General features: G+C 69.4%; 13 protein-coding genes. 8 read left to right on the top strand and 5 right to left on the bottom strand.

Annotated features, from left to right (window positions below; all coding sequences use genetic code 11):
* Positions 1-2: 2 nt before the first annotated feature.
* Both M3190_RS00065 and M3190_RS00060 read right to left on the bottom strand, forming a co-directional pair.
* Positions 3-1,706, bottom strand: coding sequence for an ABC transporter substrate-binding protein (locus M3190_RS00065; protein ID WP_251577091.1), 1,704 nt, complete (start codon positions 1,704-1,706; stop codon positions 3-5).
* Between the two features lie 46 nt (positions 1,707-1,752).
* A complete protein-coding gene (locus M3190_RS00060; RefSeq protein WP_251577089.1) occupies positions 1,753-2,802 on the bottom strand; it encodes a LacI family DNA-binding transcriptional regulator in 1,050 nt (349 codons plus the stop codon).
* A 113-nt stretch (positions 2,803-2,915) separates the two neighbouring features.
* Here M3190_RS00060 and M3190_RS00055 point away from each other — a divergent pair, with 113 nt between their 5' ends.
* Positions 2,916-3,494, top strand: a complete 579-nt coding sequence (locus tag M3190_RS00055; protein WP_251577088.1) for an NAD(P)H-dependent oxidoreductase — start codon at positions 2,916-2,918, stop codon at positions 3,492-3,494.
* 393 nt (positions 3,495-3,887) lie between these two features.
* Here the strand turns inward: M3190_RS00055 and M3190_RS00050 are convergent, their stop codons facing one another.
* Positions 3,888-4,319 carry a GIY-YIG nuclease family protein gene (locus M3190_RS00050; RefSeq protein ID WP_251577086.1) on the bottom strand — a complete coding sequence of 144 codons (432 nt, stop codon included), beginning with the start codon at positions 4,317-4,319 and terminating at the stop codon, positions 3,888-3,890.
* A 145-nt stretch (positions 4,320-4,464) separates the two neighbouring features.
* On the opposite strand from M3190_RS00050, the gene M3190_RS00045 reads away from it, so the two are divergent.
* The 6 genes from M3190_RS00045 (at position 4,465) to M3190_RS00020 (ending at position 11,513) form a co-directional block, all read left to right on the top strand.
* Positions 4,465-6,078, top strand: a complete 1,614-nt coding sequence (locus tag M3190_RS00045; protein WP_251577084.1) for an alpha-amylase family glycosyl hydrolase — start codon at positions 4,465-4,467, stop codon at positions 6,076-6,078.
* Positions 6,075-7,262, top strand: coding sequence for a glycoside hydrolase family 1 protein (locus M3190_RS00040; RefSeq protein WP_251577082.1), 1,188 nt, complete (start codon positions 6,075-6,077; stop codon positions 7,260-7,262). The genes M3190_RS00045 and M3190_RS00040 overlap by 4 nt, the downstream gene beginning before the upstream one ends.
* 66 nt (positions 7,263-7,328) lie before the next feature.
* Positions 7,329-7,841 (top strand): ASCH domain-containing protein, encoded by a 513-nt coding sequence (locus tag M3190_RS00035; protein WP_251577080.1) that lies wholly within the window; start codon positions 7,329-7,331, stop codon positions 7,839-7,841.
* Between the two features lie 91 nt (positions 7,842-7,932).
* Positions 7,933-9,072, top strand: a complete 1,140-nt coding sequence (locus M3190_RS00030) for a thiamine pyrophosphate-dependent dehydrogenase E1 component subunit alpha (RefSeq protein ID WP_251577078.1) — start codon at positions 7,933-7,935, stop codon at positions 9,070-9,072.
* Positions 9,069-10,052: an alpha-ketoacid dehydrogenase subunit beta gene (locus M3190_RS00025; protein WP_308222225.1), complete on the top strand. Its 984-nt coding sequence runs from the start codon at positions 9,069-9,071 to the stop codon at positions 10,050-10,052. Before M3190_RS00030 ends, M3190_RS00025 begins: the two co-directional genes overlap by 4 nt.
* A gap of 126 nt (positions 10,053-10,178) precedes the next feature.
* Positions 10,179-11,513 (top strand): dihydrolipoamide acetyltransferase family protein, encoded by a 1,335-nt coding sequence (locus M3190_RS00020; RefSeq protein WP_251577076.1) that lies wholly within the window; start codon positions 10,179-10,181, stop codon positions 11,511-11,513.
* 22 nt (positions 11,514-11,535) lie between these two features.
* Here the strand turns inward: M3190_RS00020 and M3190_RS00015 are convergent, their stop codons facing one another.
* Entirely contained in the window at positions 11,536-13,350 is a 1,815-nt protein-coding gene (locus M3190_RS00015; RefSeq protein ID WP_251577074.1) for a glycoside hydrolase family 2 protein, read from the bottom strand.
* 67 nt (positions 13,351-13,417) lie between these two features.
* Complete coding sequence (locus M3190_RS00010) at positions 13,418-14,176, bottom strand: GntR family transcriptional regulator (protein ID WP_251577072.1); 759 nt, start codon at positions 14,174-14,176, stop codon at positions 13,418-13,420.
* A gap of 154 nt (positions 14,177-14,330) precedes the next feature.
* On the opposite strand from M3190_RS00010, the gene M3190_RS00005 reads away from it, so the two are divergent.
* Entirely contained in the window at positions 14,331-15,680 is a 1,350-nt protein-coding gene (locus M3190_RS00005; protein WP_251577070.1) for an ABC transporter substrate-binding protein, read from the top strand.
* Positions 15,681-15,707: the final 27 nt, after the last annotated feature.

Genomic DNA, 15,707 nt, shown 5'->3' with positions numbered 1-15,707 from the left:
GGTCAGTCCTCCCCCGAGGAGTCCGATGCCGCGGCGTCCCCCGGCGGGCGCAGCTCGGTCGCGATGCGGATGAGCTGATCGACGGGGTAGGGGTTCTCCTCGCTGGGCCAGCCGACCGCGTTCTCGGTGCGGTAGATCAGGCGGTTCGGTGCGTACTGCAGTGCGATGTAGGGGAACTCCGTCATGAAGACGTCGATGACCTCGCCCTCGATCTCCTTCGCGCGGGCAGCGTCCGTCGTGTTCGCCCACTCGTCGATGAGCGCGTCCATCTCGGGGTCCGAGTAGCGCGCGCGGTTGAGGAGCAGCTCCTTGTCCTTCGAGATCTGCGACGACTGCAGTCGCGCACCGAGGTCCCTCGAGCGCTGGCATCCGCCGCCGACGAAGTCGACGACCATGTCGAAGTCACCGGAGCGCTGCATCCCGTCGACCGCGTTCGGGTCGGTGGTGATCATCTTGATCTGCACACCGACGTCCTTCGCGTTGCGCACGATCACGTCGGCCATCGCGATGATGTCCATCCAGCCCGCCTGCACGCTGAAGACGAACGAGAGCGGCTCGCCCTGCTCATCGACGCGCCAGCCGTCGGCGCCCCGCTCGTATCCGGCCGCGTCGAGCAGTTCGTTGGCCTTGTCGGGGTCGTACGGGATGTACGCCTTGTCGCCCTGCCACTTCTCGGGGATGTCCTGCTCCTGGAAGGGCAGCAGAAGCATCGTCTGGCTCGCGGGCTCCATGATCCCGAAGGTCGCGCGCTCGGTGATCGCCTGGCGATCGATCGCGTACGCCAGACCCTCGCGGAACTTCGGGTCGTTCAGCACGGGGCGCTCGTTGTTGATGGCCAGCACGGTGGTCGCGTCCGGCGGGTAGAAGAAGTGCGCGTCCTCCGGGTCGGGTGCGACGACCGAACGGTTCGGGTTCGGGATGTCGCCGCGGTAGAGGTCGAGCGCACCGCCGCGCAGCTTCAGAGCGCCGGAGTTGGCGTCGTACTGCCCCTCCATCGAGAGCTGCTGGATCTTCACCTCGTCGGCGTTCCAGTAGTCCGGGTTGCGCTCGAGGACGAGCCGCCGACCGTTGTAGTCCTTCGGCACGAACGGCCCGGTCGCCACACCGACGGTGTCCACGAAGAGGGTCGGGTCGCCCTGCTCGGCGTAGATGTGCTCGGGCAGGATCTTCATCGTCGAGAGGATGCCGTCGGTCTTCGGCACGGCCGCGCCGGCGAACTGGATCTCGACCGTGTGGTCGTCCAGCGCGGTGACGCTCTCCGCCGGGGCGCCGAAGTACTCGCCCCACAGACCCGCGCGATCGGCGGCGGGGAACTCCTTGCCGACCATGAACGTGTAGACGACGTCATCAGCCGTGAACGGCTCGCCGTCGCTCCACTGCACGCCCTCGCGGAGTGTCAGGACCATGCGGTCGGGTGTCGGCCACTCGTAGGAGGTGGCGAGCCAGGGGATCGCCTCGCAGGTGAACCGGTCGCGGATCATGAGCGGCTCGAACAGCCACGTCTGCACCGTCGCGTTCGGGGAGAGCCAGTTGTAGTTCAGGATGCCCTGGACCGAGCCGGACGCCTCGGACGGCATCCGGATCTCCGCGATCATGCCCTCTGCCGCCGGCGGCGCCGGCTCGAGCCCGATGTTCGCGCAGGCGGACGTCGCCAACAGCGCGGACACCAGGGCGGCGCTCGCCGCGACTCTTGTGCGCTTTCTCATCGGAACCTCCTCGTTCCTCGGGTGTGGGGCGCCGCGCGCCCGGGTCTCAGTCGGCGGTCGCCTCGGGATCGGCGGCGCATCCGCACGACTCGCGGATCACGAGTCGTGTCGCCAGCACCGTGCGTGCGTCGAGGGTCTCGCCCAGGGCGCCCGCCGCGGCACGGGCGCCGAGCTCGGCGACCGGCTGATGGACGGTGGTCAGGCGGGGGGAGGCGATCTCGGCGAGAGACTGGTCGTCGAACCCGGTGATCGCGACGTCCTGCGGGATCCGGTGACCGAGCCCGGGGAGGGTCGCCAGCAGCCCGATGGCGAGCTCGTCGTTCGCGCACACGAGGGCGTCAGGGAGACCGGTCTCGTGCACCTGGCGGGCGGCGAGGGCGCCGCTGCGGACGTCGAGTCCGTACCGCAGGGGCTCCCCCGCCTCGCCGAGACCTGCCGAGCGCAGCGCATCCAGGAAGCCGGCGTACCGCAGGGTCGTGTCGGGCGAGCCGGCGGGCTCGCCGACGAACGAGAGCCGTCGGTGGCCGTGCACCTCGATGAGGTGGCGGGTCAGTTCGGCGGCGGCGGCGCGCCCGTCGGTCAGGACGGCGGGGGCGTCCTCGCTCTCACCGGCGACGACCACGACGCGGCCGACGGTGGCGAGTCGGGCGATCTCGGCATCCGGCACCGTCCCGCCCGCGACGATGAGGCCGTCGGTGCGTTCCGCCAGCTGACGCACGGATGCCACGGCGTCGGGGCGCAGGTGCGTACCGAGCACGTTGATCGCGACACCGCGCTCGACCGCGACCGACTCCGCGCCCTCGATGAGGGCGGCGAAGTAGGGGCCACCGAGGCCCGGGAGCACGATGCCCAGCGTGTTCGTGCGCTGGTACGAGAGGGCTCGGCCCAGCGAGGAGGGGGTGTACCCGAGACGGTCGATGGCCTCGCGGACGCGTTCCTTCGTCGCCCCGGCGACACGGGGGTCGTCGTGGGTCACCCGCGACACCGTCGCCACCGAGACGCCGGCCGCGCGAGCGATGTCGCGAATGGTGGGCCGGGGGCTGCCGCCGGGCGAGCGGGTGTGGGATCGGCGGGTGCGCGCGTCCGAGTCCGTCATGTCCCTCCGTCACCTCCTCGTGAGATCGGGTCCGGCGATGTAACCGGATACATCGAGCGACTGTAGCGCTGGTAACCGGTTACATCAACCCCTCATCCCCGCAGAATGGAGGGATGAGCACGCTGATCGTCTCTGCCCACCCCGACCCGACGTCCTTCACCCATCGCGTTGTCGAACGTCTCCGCGCGGCGCTTCCGCCCGGCGAGGTCGAGGTCGCCGATCTCGCGGCGGAGGACTTCGACCCACGTTTCACCCTCGCCGATCGGCACTCCTACCTCGTCGCCGGGGACTACCCGGCGGACGTCGCCGCAGAGATGGCTCGCATCGACCGGGCGGACCACCTCGTGCTGGTCTTCCCGGTGTTCTGGTGGTCGATGCCCGCACTGCTGAAGGGGTGGATCGACCGGGTGTTCGCGAACGGGTGGGCGTTCGGTGTCGGCGAGGGCGGCGGCATCCGACCCGGTCTGGGTCGGCTCACCGCCCACCTGATCCCCATCGCGGGGTCGGACGCCGCCCTCTACGAGCGCCGCGGATACGACCGCTCGTTCGAGACGCAGATCGGGACGGGGATCCTGGACTACTGCGGCGTGGGCCGCGGGCTCACGGAATTCCTGTACGACGCGGATGCCGGCGCGGCAGCTGACGACCTCGACCGGGTCGTCGTGAGAGTCGCTGCCGCGACTCGCGTCTGAGGTCCCGGGAAGATCCCCGGGTCGGAGCCGCGGGGGGAGTCGGCTCGACGACCCGAGGCTCCCGGACGTCTCACCGTGACAGGGGAGACGCGATCCCGCGCGGACAACCCGGGGCTGGGTTGCGGGCGACGATACGCCCGGCGACGGCGGAAGGGAAGACCGACAGCAAGACCCGGCTGGAGGGGGTCTCCCCCGAACCCCAGCCGGGTCATTGTGTGCTGCAGTGGGGCCCGCACGCGGAACGCCGTTGTCCCCCAGTGACCGATCCGAGTGCGGGTCTCAACCAGCTCCCCAAGTGATGGTCCTACAGCACCTCAGAATGTACCGACGCAGGACGAACGACTTGTCCCCCTTTCGGGGGACAAGTCGTCTGTGATACAACTTTTCGCCGTCTCATGAGGACAATCGCCGGAACGCCTCACCCAGCCACCGGTCGTATGCCGCCCACGGCTCGCCGATCCGTGTCCGGAGGCCGTCGATGTGGGTCGCGAGGAGACCGGTCAGGGTGAACCATTCACCGCCCTCACGCAGGTCGGCGAACTGCTGGTGGCGCTCCCGCTCGAGGCGACGGTCGCCGGGCTCGAACGCGAGCAGTTCGTCGTGCATGATCGCCGCCAGGCGCCGGCGGGGGCTGGCGGATGTGCCGATCTTCACCCGGTCCCGGTAGCGCAGGTAATAGACGACGTCGATGCGGGGCGGTGGGATGTCCGCGTCAGGAGCGTCGCCGAGACGCCACCCGCATCGTGCGCAGAACCAGGTGTCGTCGTGACGCTCGCCGACCTCGCCGCCGCAGACGCGGCAGCGCGAGGGGAGTGGATCGGGCACGGGCCCATCCTGACGGCGTCCACCGACACTGCGGGTGCGCAGAGGCGTCGATGTCGGGCCGGGCCTGGATGTAACCGGATACATCGAGTACAGTCCCCGAGGTAACCGGTTACATGGGCTGCAACGACGCAGAGAGGAACGAGGCATGTCGTCATCGCCACTCGCCGATCGCCTGGATCGTATCGTCCTGTATCAGTCGTATCCGCAGAGCTTCGCGGATGCCGATGGCGACGGCGTCGGTGACCTCGACGGGCTGGCGGGTCGGCTCGACCACCTCTCCTGGCTCGGCGTCGACGCCGTGTGGATCAACCCGTGCTTCGTCTCCCCGATGCGCGACGCGGGGTACGACGTCGCCGACTTCGACCACGTCGATCCGCGATACGGCGGCGACGCCGCCCTCGACCGACTCGTCGCCGAGGCGAACCGTCGCGGCATCGCGGTGCTCCTCGACCTGGTCGCCGGGCACACCTCCGACCAGCACCCCTGGTTCCAGGCCGCCGTCGCCGCCGACGGCGACCACCGTTACGTCTTCTCCGATCGCGCAGCCGAGGGTTTCGAGCCGGTGCCCGGTCCGCGCGGCGGCTTCTACAAGCCGAACTTCTTCGCCTTCCAGCCCGCGCTGAATTTCGGCTACGCGCGCGCCGCCGCGGATGAGCCGTGGCGGCAGCGCGTCGACGCCGACGGGCCTCGGCAGAACCGCGACGCGCTCGTCGACATCATCCGTCGGTGGTACGACCGTGGGGTGCAGGGCTTCCGCGTCGACATGGCCGCCTCGCTCGTCAAGGACGATCCGGGACACGTCGAGACCGCGAAGCTCTGGAACGAGGTCCGATCCCGGCTCGACGCGAGCCACCCCGGACGGGTGCTCATCTCGGAGTGGGGCGATCCCGCACAAGCGATCCCGGCCGGCTTCCACAGCGACTTCTTCCTCCAGTTCGGGGGCGACAGCGACGGCTGGCCGCTCAAGTCCCTCTTCAACGACAACGCCGGCACGGTCCACGAGGCGTGGCATCAGACAGAGGTCTGGGCCGGAGCCGAGGGGACCGGGGATGCCGCCGACTTCGTCTCGGCGTGGCGGGAGGCTGCGGACGCGATCGCCCGCGACGGTCGCGGCGGGGTGGTCGGGCTCCCGACCGCGAACCACGACTTCACCCGGCTGGTCAGCGGTCCGCGTGACGCCGAACAGGCGCGCGCCGCGCTGATGCTCGTACTCACCTGGCCGGCGATGCCCTCCGTCTACTACGGCGACGAGATCGGCATGCGGTACGTCCCCGGCCTCGCGTCGCACGAGGGATCGTCGCTCGGGCCGCGGTACGAGCGCGCCGGCTCGCGCACACCCATGCAGTGGGGCGAGCTGGGCGACGGCATCCACCCCTCGCGGTACCTCCCCGAGGACCCGGACCCGGACCGCCCGACGGTCGCCGACCAGCGCGACGATCCTCACTCGCTGCTCACCTTCGTCCGCGAGGCCATCGCGCTGCGACGCGGCGATCCGCGGCTCTCGGCGCACGCTCCCGTCGAGGTGCGCACGACGACCTACCCCTTCACCTACGTCCGCGGCGGCTCGCTGCTCGTGGCAGTGAACCCTTCGCGCACTCCGCGCAAGGTTCCGGATGCCGCGGGTCGGATCTGCCACGGATACGCCGCGCGCCTGGACGGCGACACCCTCCATCTCGACGCGTTCGGCTGTGCCGTCGTCGAGCTCGACCAGAACCCGGCCGCGGCACCCGCGGCATCCGATGAAAGGAACCCCGCATGACGACGCACACCGGACCCACGACCTCCGCGCCCGAGGGCTTCCTCTGGGGCGCCGCCACGGCCGCCCACCAGATCGAGGGCGGCAACGTCAACACCGCGCACTGGGAGTTCGAGCACGCGCCCGACACGACGGTCGAGGAGCCCTCGGGCGACGCGTGCGACTCGTACCACCGCTTCCCCGAGGACATCCGGCTCCTCGCCGAGTCGGGTCTCGACACCTACCGCTTCTCGATCGAGTGGGCGCGGATCGAGCCTGAGAAGGGCATCGTCTCGCGCGCGCAGCTCGACCATTACCGCCGCATGATCGACACGTGCCGGGATGCCGGCATCACGCCGTTCGTGACCCTCCACCACTTCACCGTGCCGCGTTGGCAGGGCCACGACGGCGGCTGGTACGCCGACGACGTCGTCGACCGGTTCCGCCGCTACACCGAGACGGCGACCCGCATCCTCGACGACGTCGAGTTCGTGGTGACCATCAACGAGCCGAACATGATGGTCAACCAGACCGAGGCGAAGATCGACACCGAGCAGGGCGTCAACTTCCCCGGACCCTCGCCGCACGTCGCGCAGGTCATCGCGCAGGCCCACCACGCCTCCCGCGAGGTGCTGTCGGGTCTCGGGCACGTGAAGAGCGGCTGGTCCGTCGCGAACCAGGTGTATCAGGCGGTTCCCGGATACGAGAAGGAGCGCGACGAGTGGGGCTACTGGCGCGAGGACTACTACCTCGAGCAGGCCCGCGACGACGACTTCATCGGAGTGCAGTCCTACCTCCGCACGATCATCGGGCCCGACGGGCCGGTGCCGTTCGCCGACGACGTCGAGCGCACGTTGACCGGCTGGGAGTACTACCCCGAGGCCCTCGGACACGCGCTCCGCCACACCCACGAGGTGACGCGCGGCATCCCGATGATCGTCACCGAGAACGGCATGGCGACGGCCGACGACAGTCGACGCATCGACTACACGACCGGCGCGCTCGAGGGTCTGTCGGCCGCCCTGCGCGACGGTCTCGACGTGCGCGGCTACCTGCACTGGTCGCTGCTCGACAACTACGAGTGGGGCTCCTACCGTCCGACGTTCGGTCTGATTCACGTCGACCACGAGACCTTCGCCCGCACGCCGAAGCCGAGCCTCACGTGGCTGGGCGACCTCGCGAAGCGCGGGGTGATTCCCGCCGCCTGACCCGTCGGGGCGGTCGCTGCACTCGGTCGGCTCGCGCGATCGCCGACGGGCTGGGAGGATCGTCGGATGTCCGAGAGCCTCTCCTCCGCCGCCTTCCCGCTCGATCGCGCCGCCGCGGACGGGATGTGGGCCGACTACCGCGCCGCCCATCCGGCAGCCGCTGCCGCGGGGTCCGAGTACACCGTCGAGCACTTCGGTGACAGCCCGCGGCTCGCCGACCAGCTGCTCGACGCCGTGCTGAACGGTCCGAAACGCGCGACCGCCGAACTCGTCGCCGAGTTCACCACCCGCGGCGATGAGCTGCCGCGGATCGGGGGTCACTGGATCGCCTGCGACGGCACCGGCGCGCCGCGGATCATCATCCGCAGCACTGAGCTGAGGGTCGGCCCCTTCACGAGCGTCGACGCGGCGTTCGCCTTCGACGAGGGCGAGGACGACCGCACCCTGGAGAGCTGGCAGCGCGAGCATCGCAGGTACTTCACCCGAGTGGCCGCGGCTCGGGGTGCGCAGTGGTCCGAGGAGGACGAGATCGTCTTCGAGCGCTTCGCCGTGGTGTGGCCGCCCGAGCACGCCGACTGACCGCGGGCTTGTCCCGAAGGGACGGCGAATCGCGGCATCCGTTGTCGACCTCATGCAGAACGGCTCATGCGTCGGGGTCTAGCGTGGGAGGGTGACCCCCTCGTTCGAGGCTCCGGCCGAAGCATCCGACGTCGTCCGCGTCCTCGCCGCCGACGGTTCGTACGCCCCTTCCGACGCGGCTGAGCGCTACCTGCCGCTGATCGATCAGCTCACCGACACCGAGCTCGAGACGTTCTACCGCGACATGGTCGTGGTGCGCGCCTTCGACCGCCAGGCGACCAACCTGCAGCGTCAGGGGCAGCTCGCGCTGTGGCCGCCGTCCCTCGGACAGGAGGCCGCGCAGGTCGGATCGGTGCGAGCGACCCGCGCCCACGACCACGTGTTCCCCTCGTACCGTGAGCACGTCGTCGTCACGACGCGCGGGGTCGACCCGATCGACATCATCCGCCTGATGCGCGGTCTCACGCACGGCGGATGGAACCCGGCCGAGCACCAGAACACGCACATCTACACGCTCGTCCTCGGCGCGCAGACCCTGCACGCGACCGGCCTCGGCATGGGTCTCGTCTTCGACGGCCGCACGGGCACCGGCGACCCCGAGAAGGACGAGGCGGTCATCGTCTACTACGGCGACGGCGCCTCGAGCCAGGGCGATGTGCACGAGGCGATGGTCTTTGCCGCGAGCTATCAGACGCCGCAGGTCTTCTTCCTGCAGAACAACCACTGGGCGATCTCGGTGCCCGTCTCCACCCAGTCCCGGGTGCCGCTCGCCCGCCGCGGCGACGGCTACGGCATCCCCGCCGTCCGTGTCGACGGCAACGATGTCCTCGCCAGCTACGCGGTCAGCAAGGTCGCGCTCGACGAGGCGCGTGCCGGCGGCGGACCGCGCGCCGTCGAGGCGCTGACCTACCGGATGGGCGCTCACACGACCAGCGACGACCCGACGAAGTACCGCACGAGCGACGAGGAGCAGTCGTGGATGCGGCGCGACCCGATCGCGCGCATGCGGGCGTTCCTGCAGAACCGTGGTGCCTCGGCATCCTTCTTCGACGAGGTGGATGCTGCGGCCGCCGCATATGCCGACGACGTGCGCGTGCGCACCAACGCGCTCGGCGACATCCCCGCCGGTGTCATGTTCGACCACGTCTACGGCGAGGTCCACCCGCTCGTGCAGGAGCAGCAGCGCTGGCTCGCCGAGTACGAGGCATCCTTCGAGGAGGGGAACGCGTGAGCGACATCCAGACCCTGCCCTTCGCGAAGGCGCTCAACGCGGGCCTGCGCGCCGCGATGACCGCCGACGACCACGTACTGCTCATGGGCGAGGACATCGGCCCCCTCGGCGGCGTCTTCCGCGTCACCGAAGGTCTGCACGCCGAGTTCGGACCGCAGCGCGTGCTCGACACGCCGCTGGCCGAGTCGGGGATCGTCGGCACCGCGATCGGCCTCGCGATGGCCGGGTTCCGTCCCGTCATCGAGATCCAGTTCGACGGCTTCGTCTTCCCCGCCTTCGACCAGATCACGACCCAGCTCGCCAAGCTCACGAACCGTCACGAGGGCCACGCGAACTTCCCCCTCGTCATCCGCATCCCCTACGGCGGGCACATCGGCGCGGTCGAACACCACCAGGAGAGCCCCGAGGCGTACTTCGCCCACACCCCGGGCCTGCGGGTCGTGTCGCCGTCGACACCGAACGACGCCTACTGGATGATCCAGGACGCGATCGCCTCCCCCGACCCGGTCATCTTCCTCGAGCCGAAGGCGAAGTACTGGATGAAGGGCGAGGTGGATGTCGCGGAGCGGGCGCTCCCGCTCCACGCCTCCCGCGTCGTCCGCCGCGGCACCGACATCACCCTCGTCGGTCACGGCGCGATGGTGACGACGCTGCTGCAGGCGGCCGCCCTCGCCGAGGGCGAGGGCACGTCGTGCGAGGTCATCGACGTCCGTTCGCTCTCGCCGATCGACTACGAGCCGATCCTCGAGTCGGTGCGTCGAACCGGCCGCATGGTCTACGCACAGGAGGCGCCCGGCAACGTGTCCGTCGGCTCCGAGGTGGCCGCGACCGTCATGGAGAAGGCCTTCTACGCCCTCGAGGCCCCGGTCCTCCGGGTGTCGGGCTTCGACGTGCCCTTCCCGCCCGCCAAGCTCGAGGGCCAGTACCTCCCCGACGCCGACCGCATCCTCGAGGCCGTCGACCGCGCCCTCGCCTACTGACCCCTCCGACGATGCCCCCCTACCCGCGACCCCCGCACGTCCGCGAGACTGCACGTGTGCATCGAGACTGCGGTGTCAGCCCGCTGTCTCGGCGCGCGTCTGCAGTCTCGCGGGGATGGAGATGACATGAGCACGCAGACCTTCCACCTGCCGGACGTCGGCGAAGGCCTCACCGAGGCCGAGATCGTGCAGTGGCGCGTCGCGCCCGGCGACAGCGTCGACGTCAACGACGTCCTCGTCGAGATCGAGACCGCCAAGTCCCTCGTCGAGCTGCCGTCGCCGTTCAGCGGCACGGTGGGCGACATCCTCGCCGCCGAGGGCGCGACGGTCGAGGTCGGCGCCGCGATCATCACGATCGCCGGTGGCGAGGGACAGCCGGATGCCGACATCGGCCGCTCCGAGCACGGCGAGAAGCCCGCCGAAGAGCCCGGCGGTTCGGTGCTCGTCGGCTACGGCACGGGCGGCGAGGTGAAATCCCGCCGACGCAAGCCGGCCGAGAAGCCGGTGACGACGGCGATCGGCGTCGTCGCGAAGCCCCCGATCCGCAAGCTCGCGCGCGATCTGGGCGTCGACCTGTCGGATGTGACGCCCAGCGGCGCGGCCGGCGAGGTGACCCGCGAGGACGTCGTCCGTCACGCCGAGCAGGCCTCTGTCTTCCGCAACATCGCGACCCCGGAGCTGCCCGAGGAGCGCGAGCTGTCGATCCCCGTCGCGGCAGCCGCGGCATCCGTCCCCGCCCCGGCCGCCCCTCCGTCGGACGCCCGCGAAGAGGCGATCACCGTGAAGGGCGTGCGCAAGGCGACCGCCAACGCGATGACCTCGAGCGCGTACACGGCGCCGCACGTGTCGGTGTGGACCGACGTCGATGCGACCCGCACGATGGAGCTCGTCAAGCGGCTGAAGGCGTCGCCCGACTTCGCCGATGTGAAGATCTCGCCGCTGCTGATCTTCTCGCGCGCCGTCATCTGGGCGCTGCGCCGCACGCCCATGATCAACGCCGCGTGGGTCGAGACCGAGAACGGCGCCGAGATCCGCGTGCGTCACTACGTCAATCTCGGCATCGCCGCGGCGACGCCGCGCGGTCTGCTCGTCCCCAACATCAAGGACGCGCAGGACCTCAACATGCGCGGGCTCGCGAGGGCGCTCGAGAAGCTGACGGTCACGGCACGCGACGGCAAGACGACGCCCGCCGACCAGCAGGGCGGCACGTTCACGATCACGAACATCGGTGTCTTCGGGATGGATGCCGGGACCCCGATCATCAATCCGGGGGAGTCCGGCATCATCGCCATGGGCACGATCCGGCAGAAGCCGTGGGTCGTCGACGGCGAGGTGCGTCCCCGCTTCGTGACGACGGTGTCGGGCTCGTTCGACCACCGCGTCATCGACGGCGACGGCATCAGCCGCTTCATCGCCGACGTCGCCTCGGTGCTCGAGGAGCCGGCGCTTCTGCTCGACTGACGCGCCCGCCGCCGCCCGCCGCCTACGGCTTCGTATTCGCCTCCGCAGCGATGATCGATCGAAGCACGTCGAGGGGCAGCTTGGGCGTGCGGTCCTCGTACGCCAGGCCGTTCGCTTCCTGCATCGTGTCGGTCAGCTGCGTGTAGCAGAAGCCCGCGATCACCCGACTGCTGAGCAGCGCACCGAACAGCCCTCTCAGATGCGCCTCGAGCTCCTCCGTCGTGGCGCTCGTCGAGTATCCCCACGACGGCGCCGCCGGTGACCGCTCGAACTTGATCCCGCCGAACTCGCTCACCATCACTGGTGCTCCGCCGATGTCCGCCGTCCCCTCCGCCATCATCATGCGGTCGGACGGGCCGTACCCGCCGAAGAGCGCAGCCAGCGCGGCATTGTCCGCGTAGCGCTCGCGGAACCGGTCCGGGTCCGCCTCGTAATCGTGGACGGTCAGGATGTCGGAATGCGTGTGCTCCCAGCCGTCGTTGGAGATCACGGGTCGTGTCGGGTCCAGAGCTCGGGTGAGATCTGACAGCCCACGGGAGAAGGCGCGTTGTGCCGGATCGACCAGCAGGTCGCGGATGCCCCAGCTCTCGTTGAAGGGAACCCAGGTGACGATGCAGGGATGCGATCGGTCGCGGCGCACCAGCTCCAGCCACTCCGCTGTGAGAGCATGCATCGCAGGGGTCGTGAACTCGAATGCGCCGGGCACCTCGCCCCAGATCAGCAGGCCCAGACGGTCCGCCCAGTAGAGGAACCGCGGGTCCTCCGCCTTCTGATGGATGCGGGCTGCGTTGAAGCCCATCGCTTTGATCAGCTCCACCTCGGCGCGCAGCGCGTCGTCGCTGGGCGCGGCAAGGTGCGACTCCGGCCAGAACCCCTGTTCGAGGACGGAGCGGACGAAGTAGGGACGGTCGTTGAGAAGGAACCGACCGTTCGCCGTGCCGACGGTGCGGAGGCCGAGGTAGGAGGCGACCTCGTCGCTCGTCCCGCGGTCGGTGACGGTGACGACGGCGTCGATGAGGCGAGGGGTCTCCGGCGTCCACACGAGCTTCTCGTAGTGCTGCCCGTTTCGCTGATCGCGCAGAGGGATGTCTATGATCGGCATGCCGGTCGCGGCGGTCGTCGCGGTGACGTCCGCCAGGACGCGACCCTCGAACGTCAAGCGCACACGCACGACCGCCTCCTGGGTGAGGGGTCGGTTCGTCACGAGCTCCAGGACCACGCTGTCGGTGCCTCGCGTCGTCCTCCAGGCGAGATCGGTGATGTGGATCTCCGGCACCTCTTCGATCCAGACGGGCTGCCAGATCCCGGTGGTCCGGTGGTACCAGATCTCGTGCGGCTCGAGAAGCCAGTCCTGCTTGCCGCGGGGCTGCCCCACGTCGTGGAAGCGGTCGACGGCCCGGACCACCAGGACGTCGGTGCCGTCGGCGCGTACGTGGTCGGTGATGTCGGCCGAGAACGGGGTGTGGCCGCCGGTGTGCGAAGCCACCTGGCTGCCGTTGATCCACACGGTCGCGGCATAGTCGACCGCTCCGAAGTGGACGTGCAGTCGTGAGGATGCCTGGGTGCGTACGACCTGTTCGGCCGTGAGCGGCTGGGAGTACCACACGACGGAGTGCTCGCCCACGTCTCCGATGCCCGAGGCAGGGGACTCCGGGGGGAAGGGGACCTCGATGGTGCGATCGAATGCCGGGTCGAGGAACCAGCGTTCGGACAACCCCACCTCGTCGTCGTCGTAGGCGAACGCCCACTGGCCGTCGAGGCTCCGCCATGCGGCACGTTGCAGCTGCGGACGGGGATGGATGCGGGTCTCATTCGGCGTCGTCGTCGAAACGGTCATGCACCCAGGTTGGCGTAATTGCTTCTGCCGCACAACTAATCGCCCCTGTTCGGCGTCCGCGACGGCCTCACGCGACCTCCACGACCAGCAGGGCGAAGTGGTCCGGTCGATACCGGTGGCGGTCGTACCCGATCGGCTCGCCGCCCACATCGAACGTCGTGACCGAGGACAGGAGGACGGGTGACCCCGCCATCAGGCCGAGGATGCGCGTGTCCTCGGGACCCGCGGCTTCGACGGTGATGCGGATCCCCCTCGCGCGGGAGTCCGCCTCGCGTCCGTGCGCGAAAGTGCTCATGATCTCCCGTGTCGTGACGCGGTCTCCCGTAGCCGGCGCCATGCGCCGGAACGACTCGACGACCGCGACGGGGGATCCGGATGCGTAGAGGACCCGCTGCACGTTCACGACGCGGGTGCCGGCGGCCACACCGAGCGACGCCGCCACGTCCGCGTCGGCGGGAACGTGCTGGATACGCGCCGTCCGCAGCGCCGGCTTGGCCTGGCGAGTGAGTTCCACCTCGTGGATGCCGGGACTGTCGGACGGCCGGAAGGGAGCCTCCCGGAGCACGCGCGTGCCGACGCCGCGATCCCTCTCGACCAGACCCAGCAGCGTCAGCTCGCGGATCGCCCGCCTGACCGTGGAGCGGGAGACGCCCCAGGTCCTGCTCAGGGTCGCTTCGCTCTCGAGGTGCGATCCGGGTGGGAGGGCGCCCGAACGGATGCCGTCGCGAAGGGTCGTCGCGATGTGCTGCCATCGGAACCGGGAGGGGTCGGGAGGGCGAGTAGGCGAGCCTGTGACCGCAGCGAGCGGGCGTGGTGGTGATCCCAAGATTCGTCCTCTTCGACGCGACGAGTGCGCTCGTTCGGACCGACCGAGCGCAGAAAAATATTGACCAGTCCGAAATTATTGTCCTAACATGCCGATGACATCAATCGACTGACCGGCAACGCAGCCGACGGATTGAGATCAGAGAGGCATCCCGATGAAGCGAACTCATGCAATCGCTGCGTTCTCCGCAGCACTCGTCGTGGCCGGGGTCACCGGCTGCTCCGGCGCCGGGGGCGGCGAGACGGGGACCGACGGCCCCGTCACGATCAGCATCATGGAAACCAAACAGACCAACATCGATGCGATCAACAAGGTCATCCCCGGCTTCGAGGCCGAGATGGCCAAGCAGGGGAAGGACATCAAAGTCGATCTGATCGCCGATCAGCTCACGGACGAGCAGTTCAAGACGAAGATGACGCAGCAGCTCGTGGCCGGGCAGGCGCCGGACGTGCTCGACATCGGCGAGAACATGGCGATCGCCTGGTCCGCGGCGGGGTACCTGACGCCTCTCGACGAGTACCTCGAGAAGTGGGACGGCTGGAGCCACTACTACCCGGCGGTCAAGGAGGCCATCACCCGCCAGGACGGGCACGTGTACAACCTGCCGTCCGGGGCCGGGGTCCAGAACTTCTTCTTCCGCAAGGACGTCCTCGACGAGGTCGGGGTCGAGACCTCCCAGCCCCAGACGTGGGACGAACTGATCGACCGACTGGTCAAGGTCAAGGACGCCACGGGGGACACGCCCATCGTGATCCCCGCCGGAACCGCCTGGGGCGGCGGCACCTGGAACGAGGGGTTCCAGCCGCTCCTCGGCGGCACCGACACCGAGTACTACGACCGCGACAGCGGCACGTGGGATCTGCAGAGCCCCGGATGGCTCGCCGTCTTCGAGCTGTACGACGAGCTGATCTCGAAGGGGCTGATGCCGGTGGAGGACCTGCAGAACCCGAACCCCTGGGAGCCGACGAAGTACGTGAAGTTCCCCGCCGGTGACATCCAGGTCGCCGCACAGGGCACCTGGGGCTGGCGTTTCGACTGGGGCCCCGAGGGCGCGACACCCATCGAGGGGCTCGACGAGAAGGTCTCGACGTGGCAGTACCCGGCACTCCGTTCGGGAGACCAGCCCTACGGCTGGAGCAGCACCGGCGGCGGCTACGCGATCCCGGAGCAGTCCGAGAAGAAGGAAGCTGCGATGGAATTCATCAAGTACCTCTCGAGTGGAACGCCGCTCGCCGAGCAGCTCACCGCATCGGGCGCCGCATCGGCGCGTGACGACCTCGACGACGTCGCGCCGTACTCGGAGGAACCGCACCTTCTGCAGGCCGGCAAGGATCTCGCCGACAGCGTCTATGTCGTGACCGGCGACGGTGCCGATCAGATCGCCCAGGCGGTCTCCACCGCCACGGAGAAGATCCTGAGCGGCGAAGCCAACGGCCGGCAGGCGTACGAATCGTTCGTGAAGGACGCCACGGACCTGCTGGGGCCGAGTCTGGTGAAGCAGTGACGACGATCGTCGATCTGCCCGCCGCCG

It is taken from the genome of Microbacterium oleivorans, assembly GCF_023715745.1.
In the GTDB taxonomy this organism is placed as follows: Bacteria; Actinomycetota; Actinomycetes; order Actinomycetales; family Microbacteriaceae; genus Microbacterium; species Microbacterium oleivorans_D.
The sequence above is the reverse complement of the archived record's forward strand: the minus strand, read 5'-3'. Positions and strand labels throughout refer to the sequence as shown.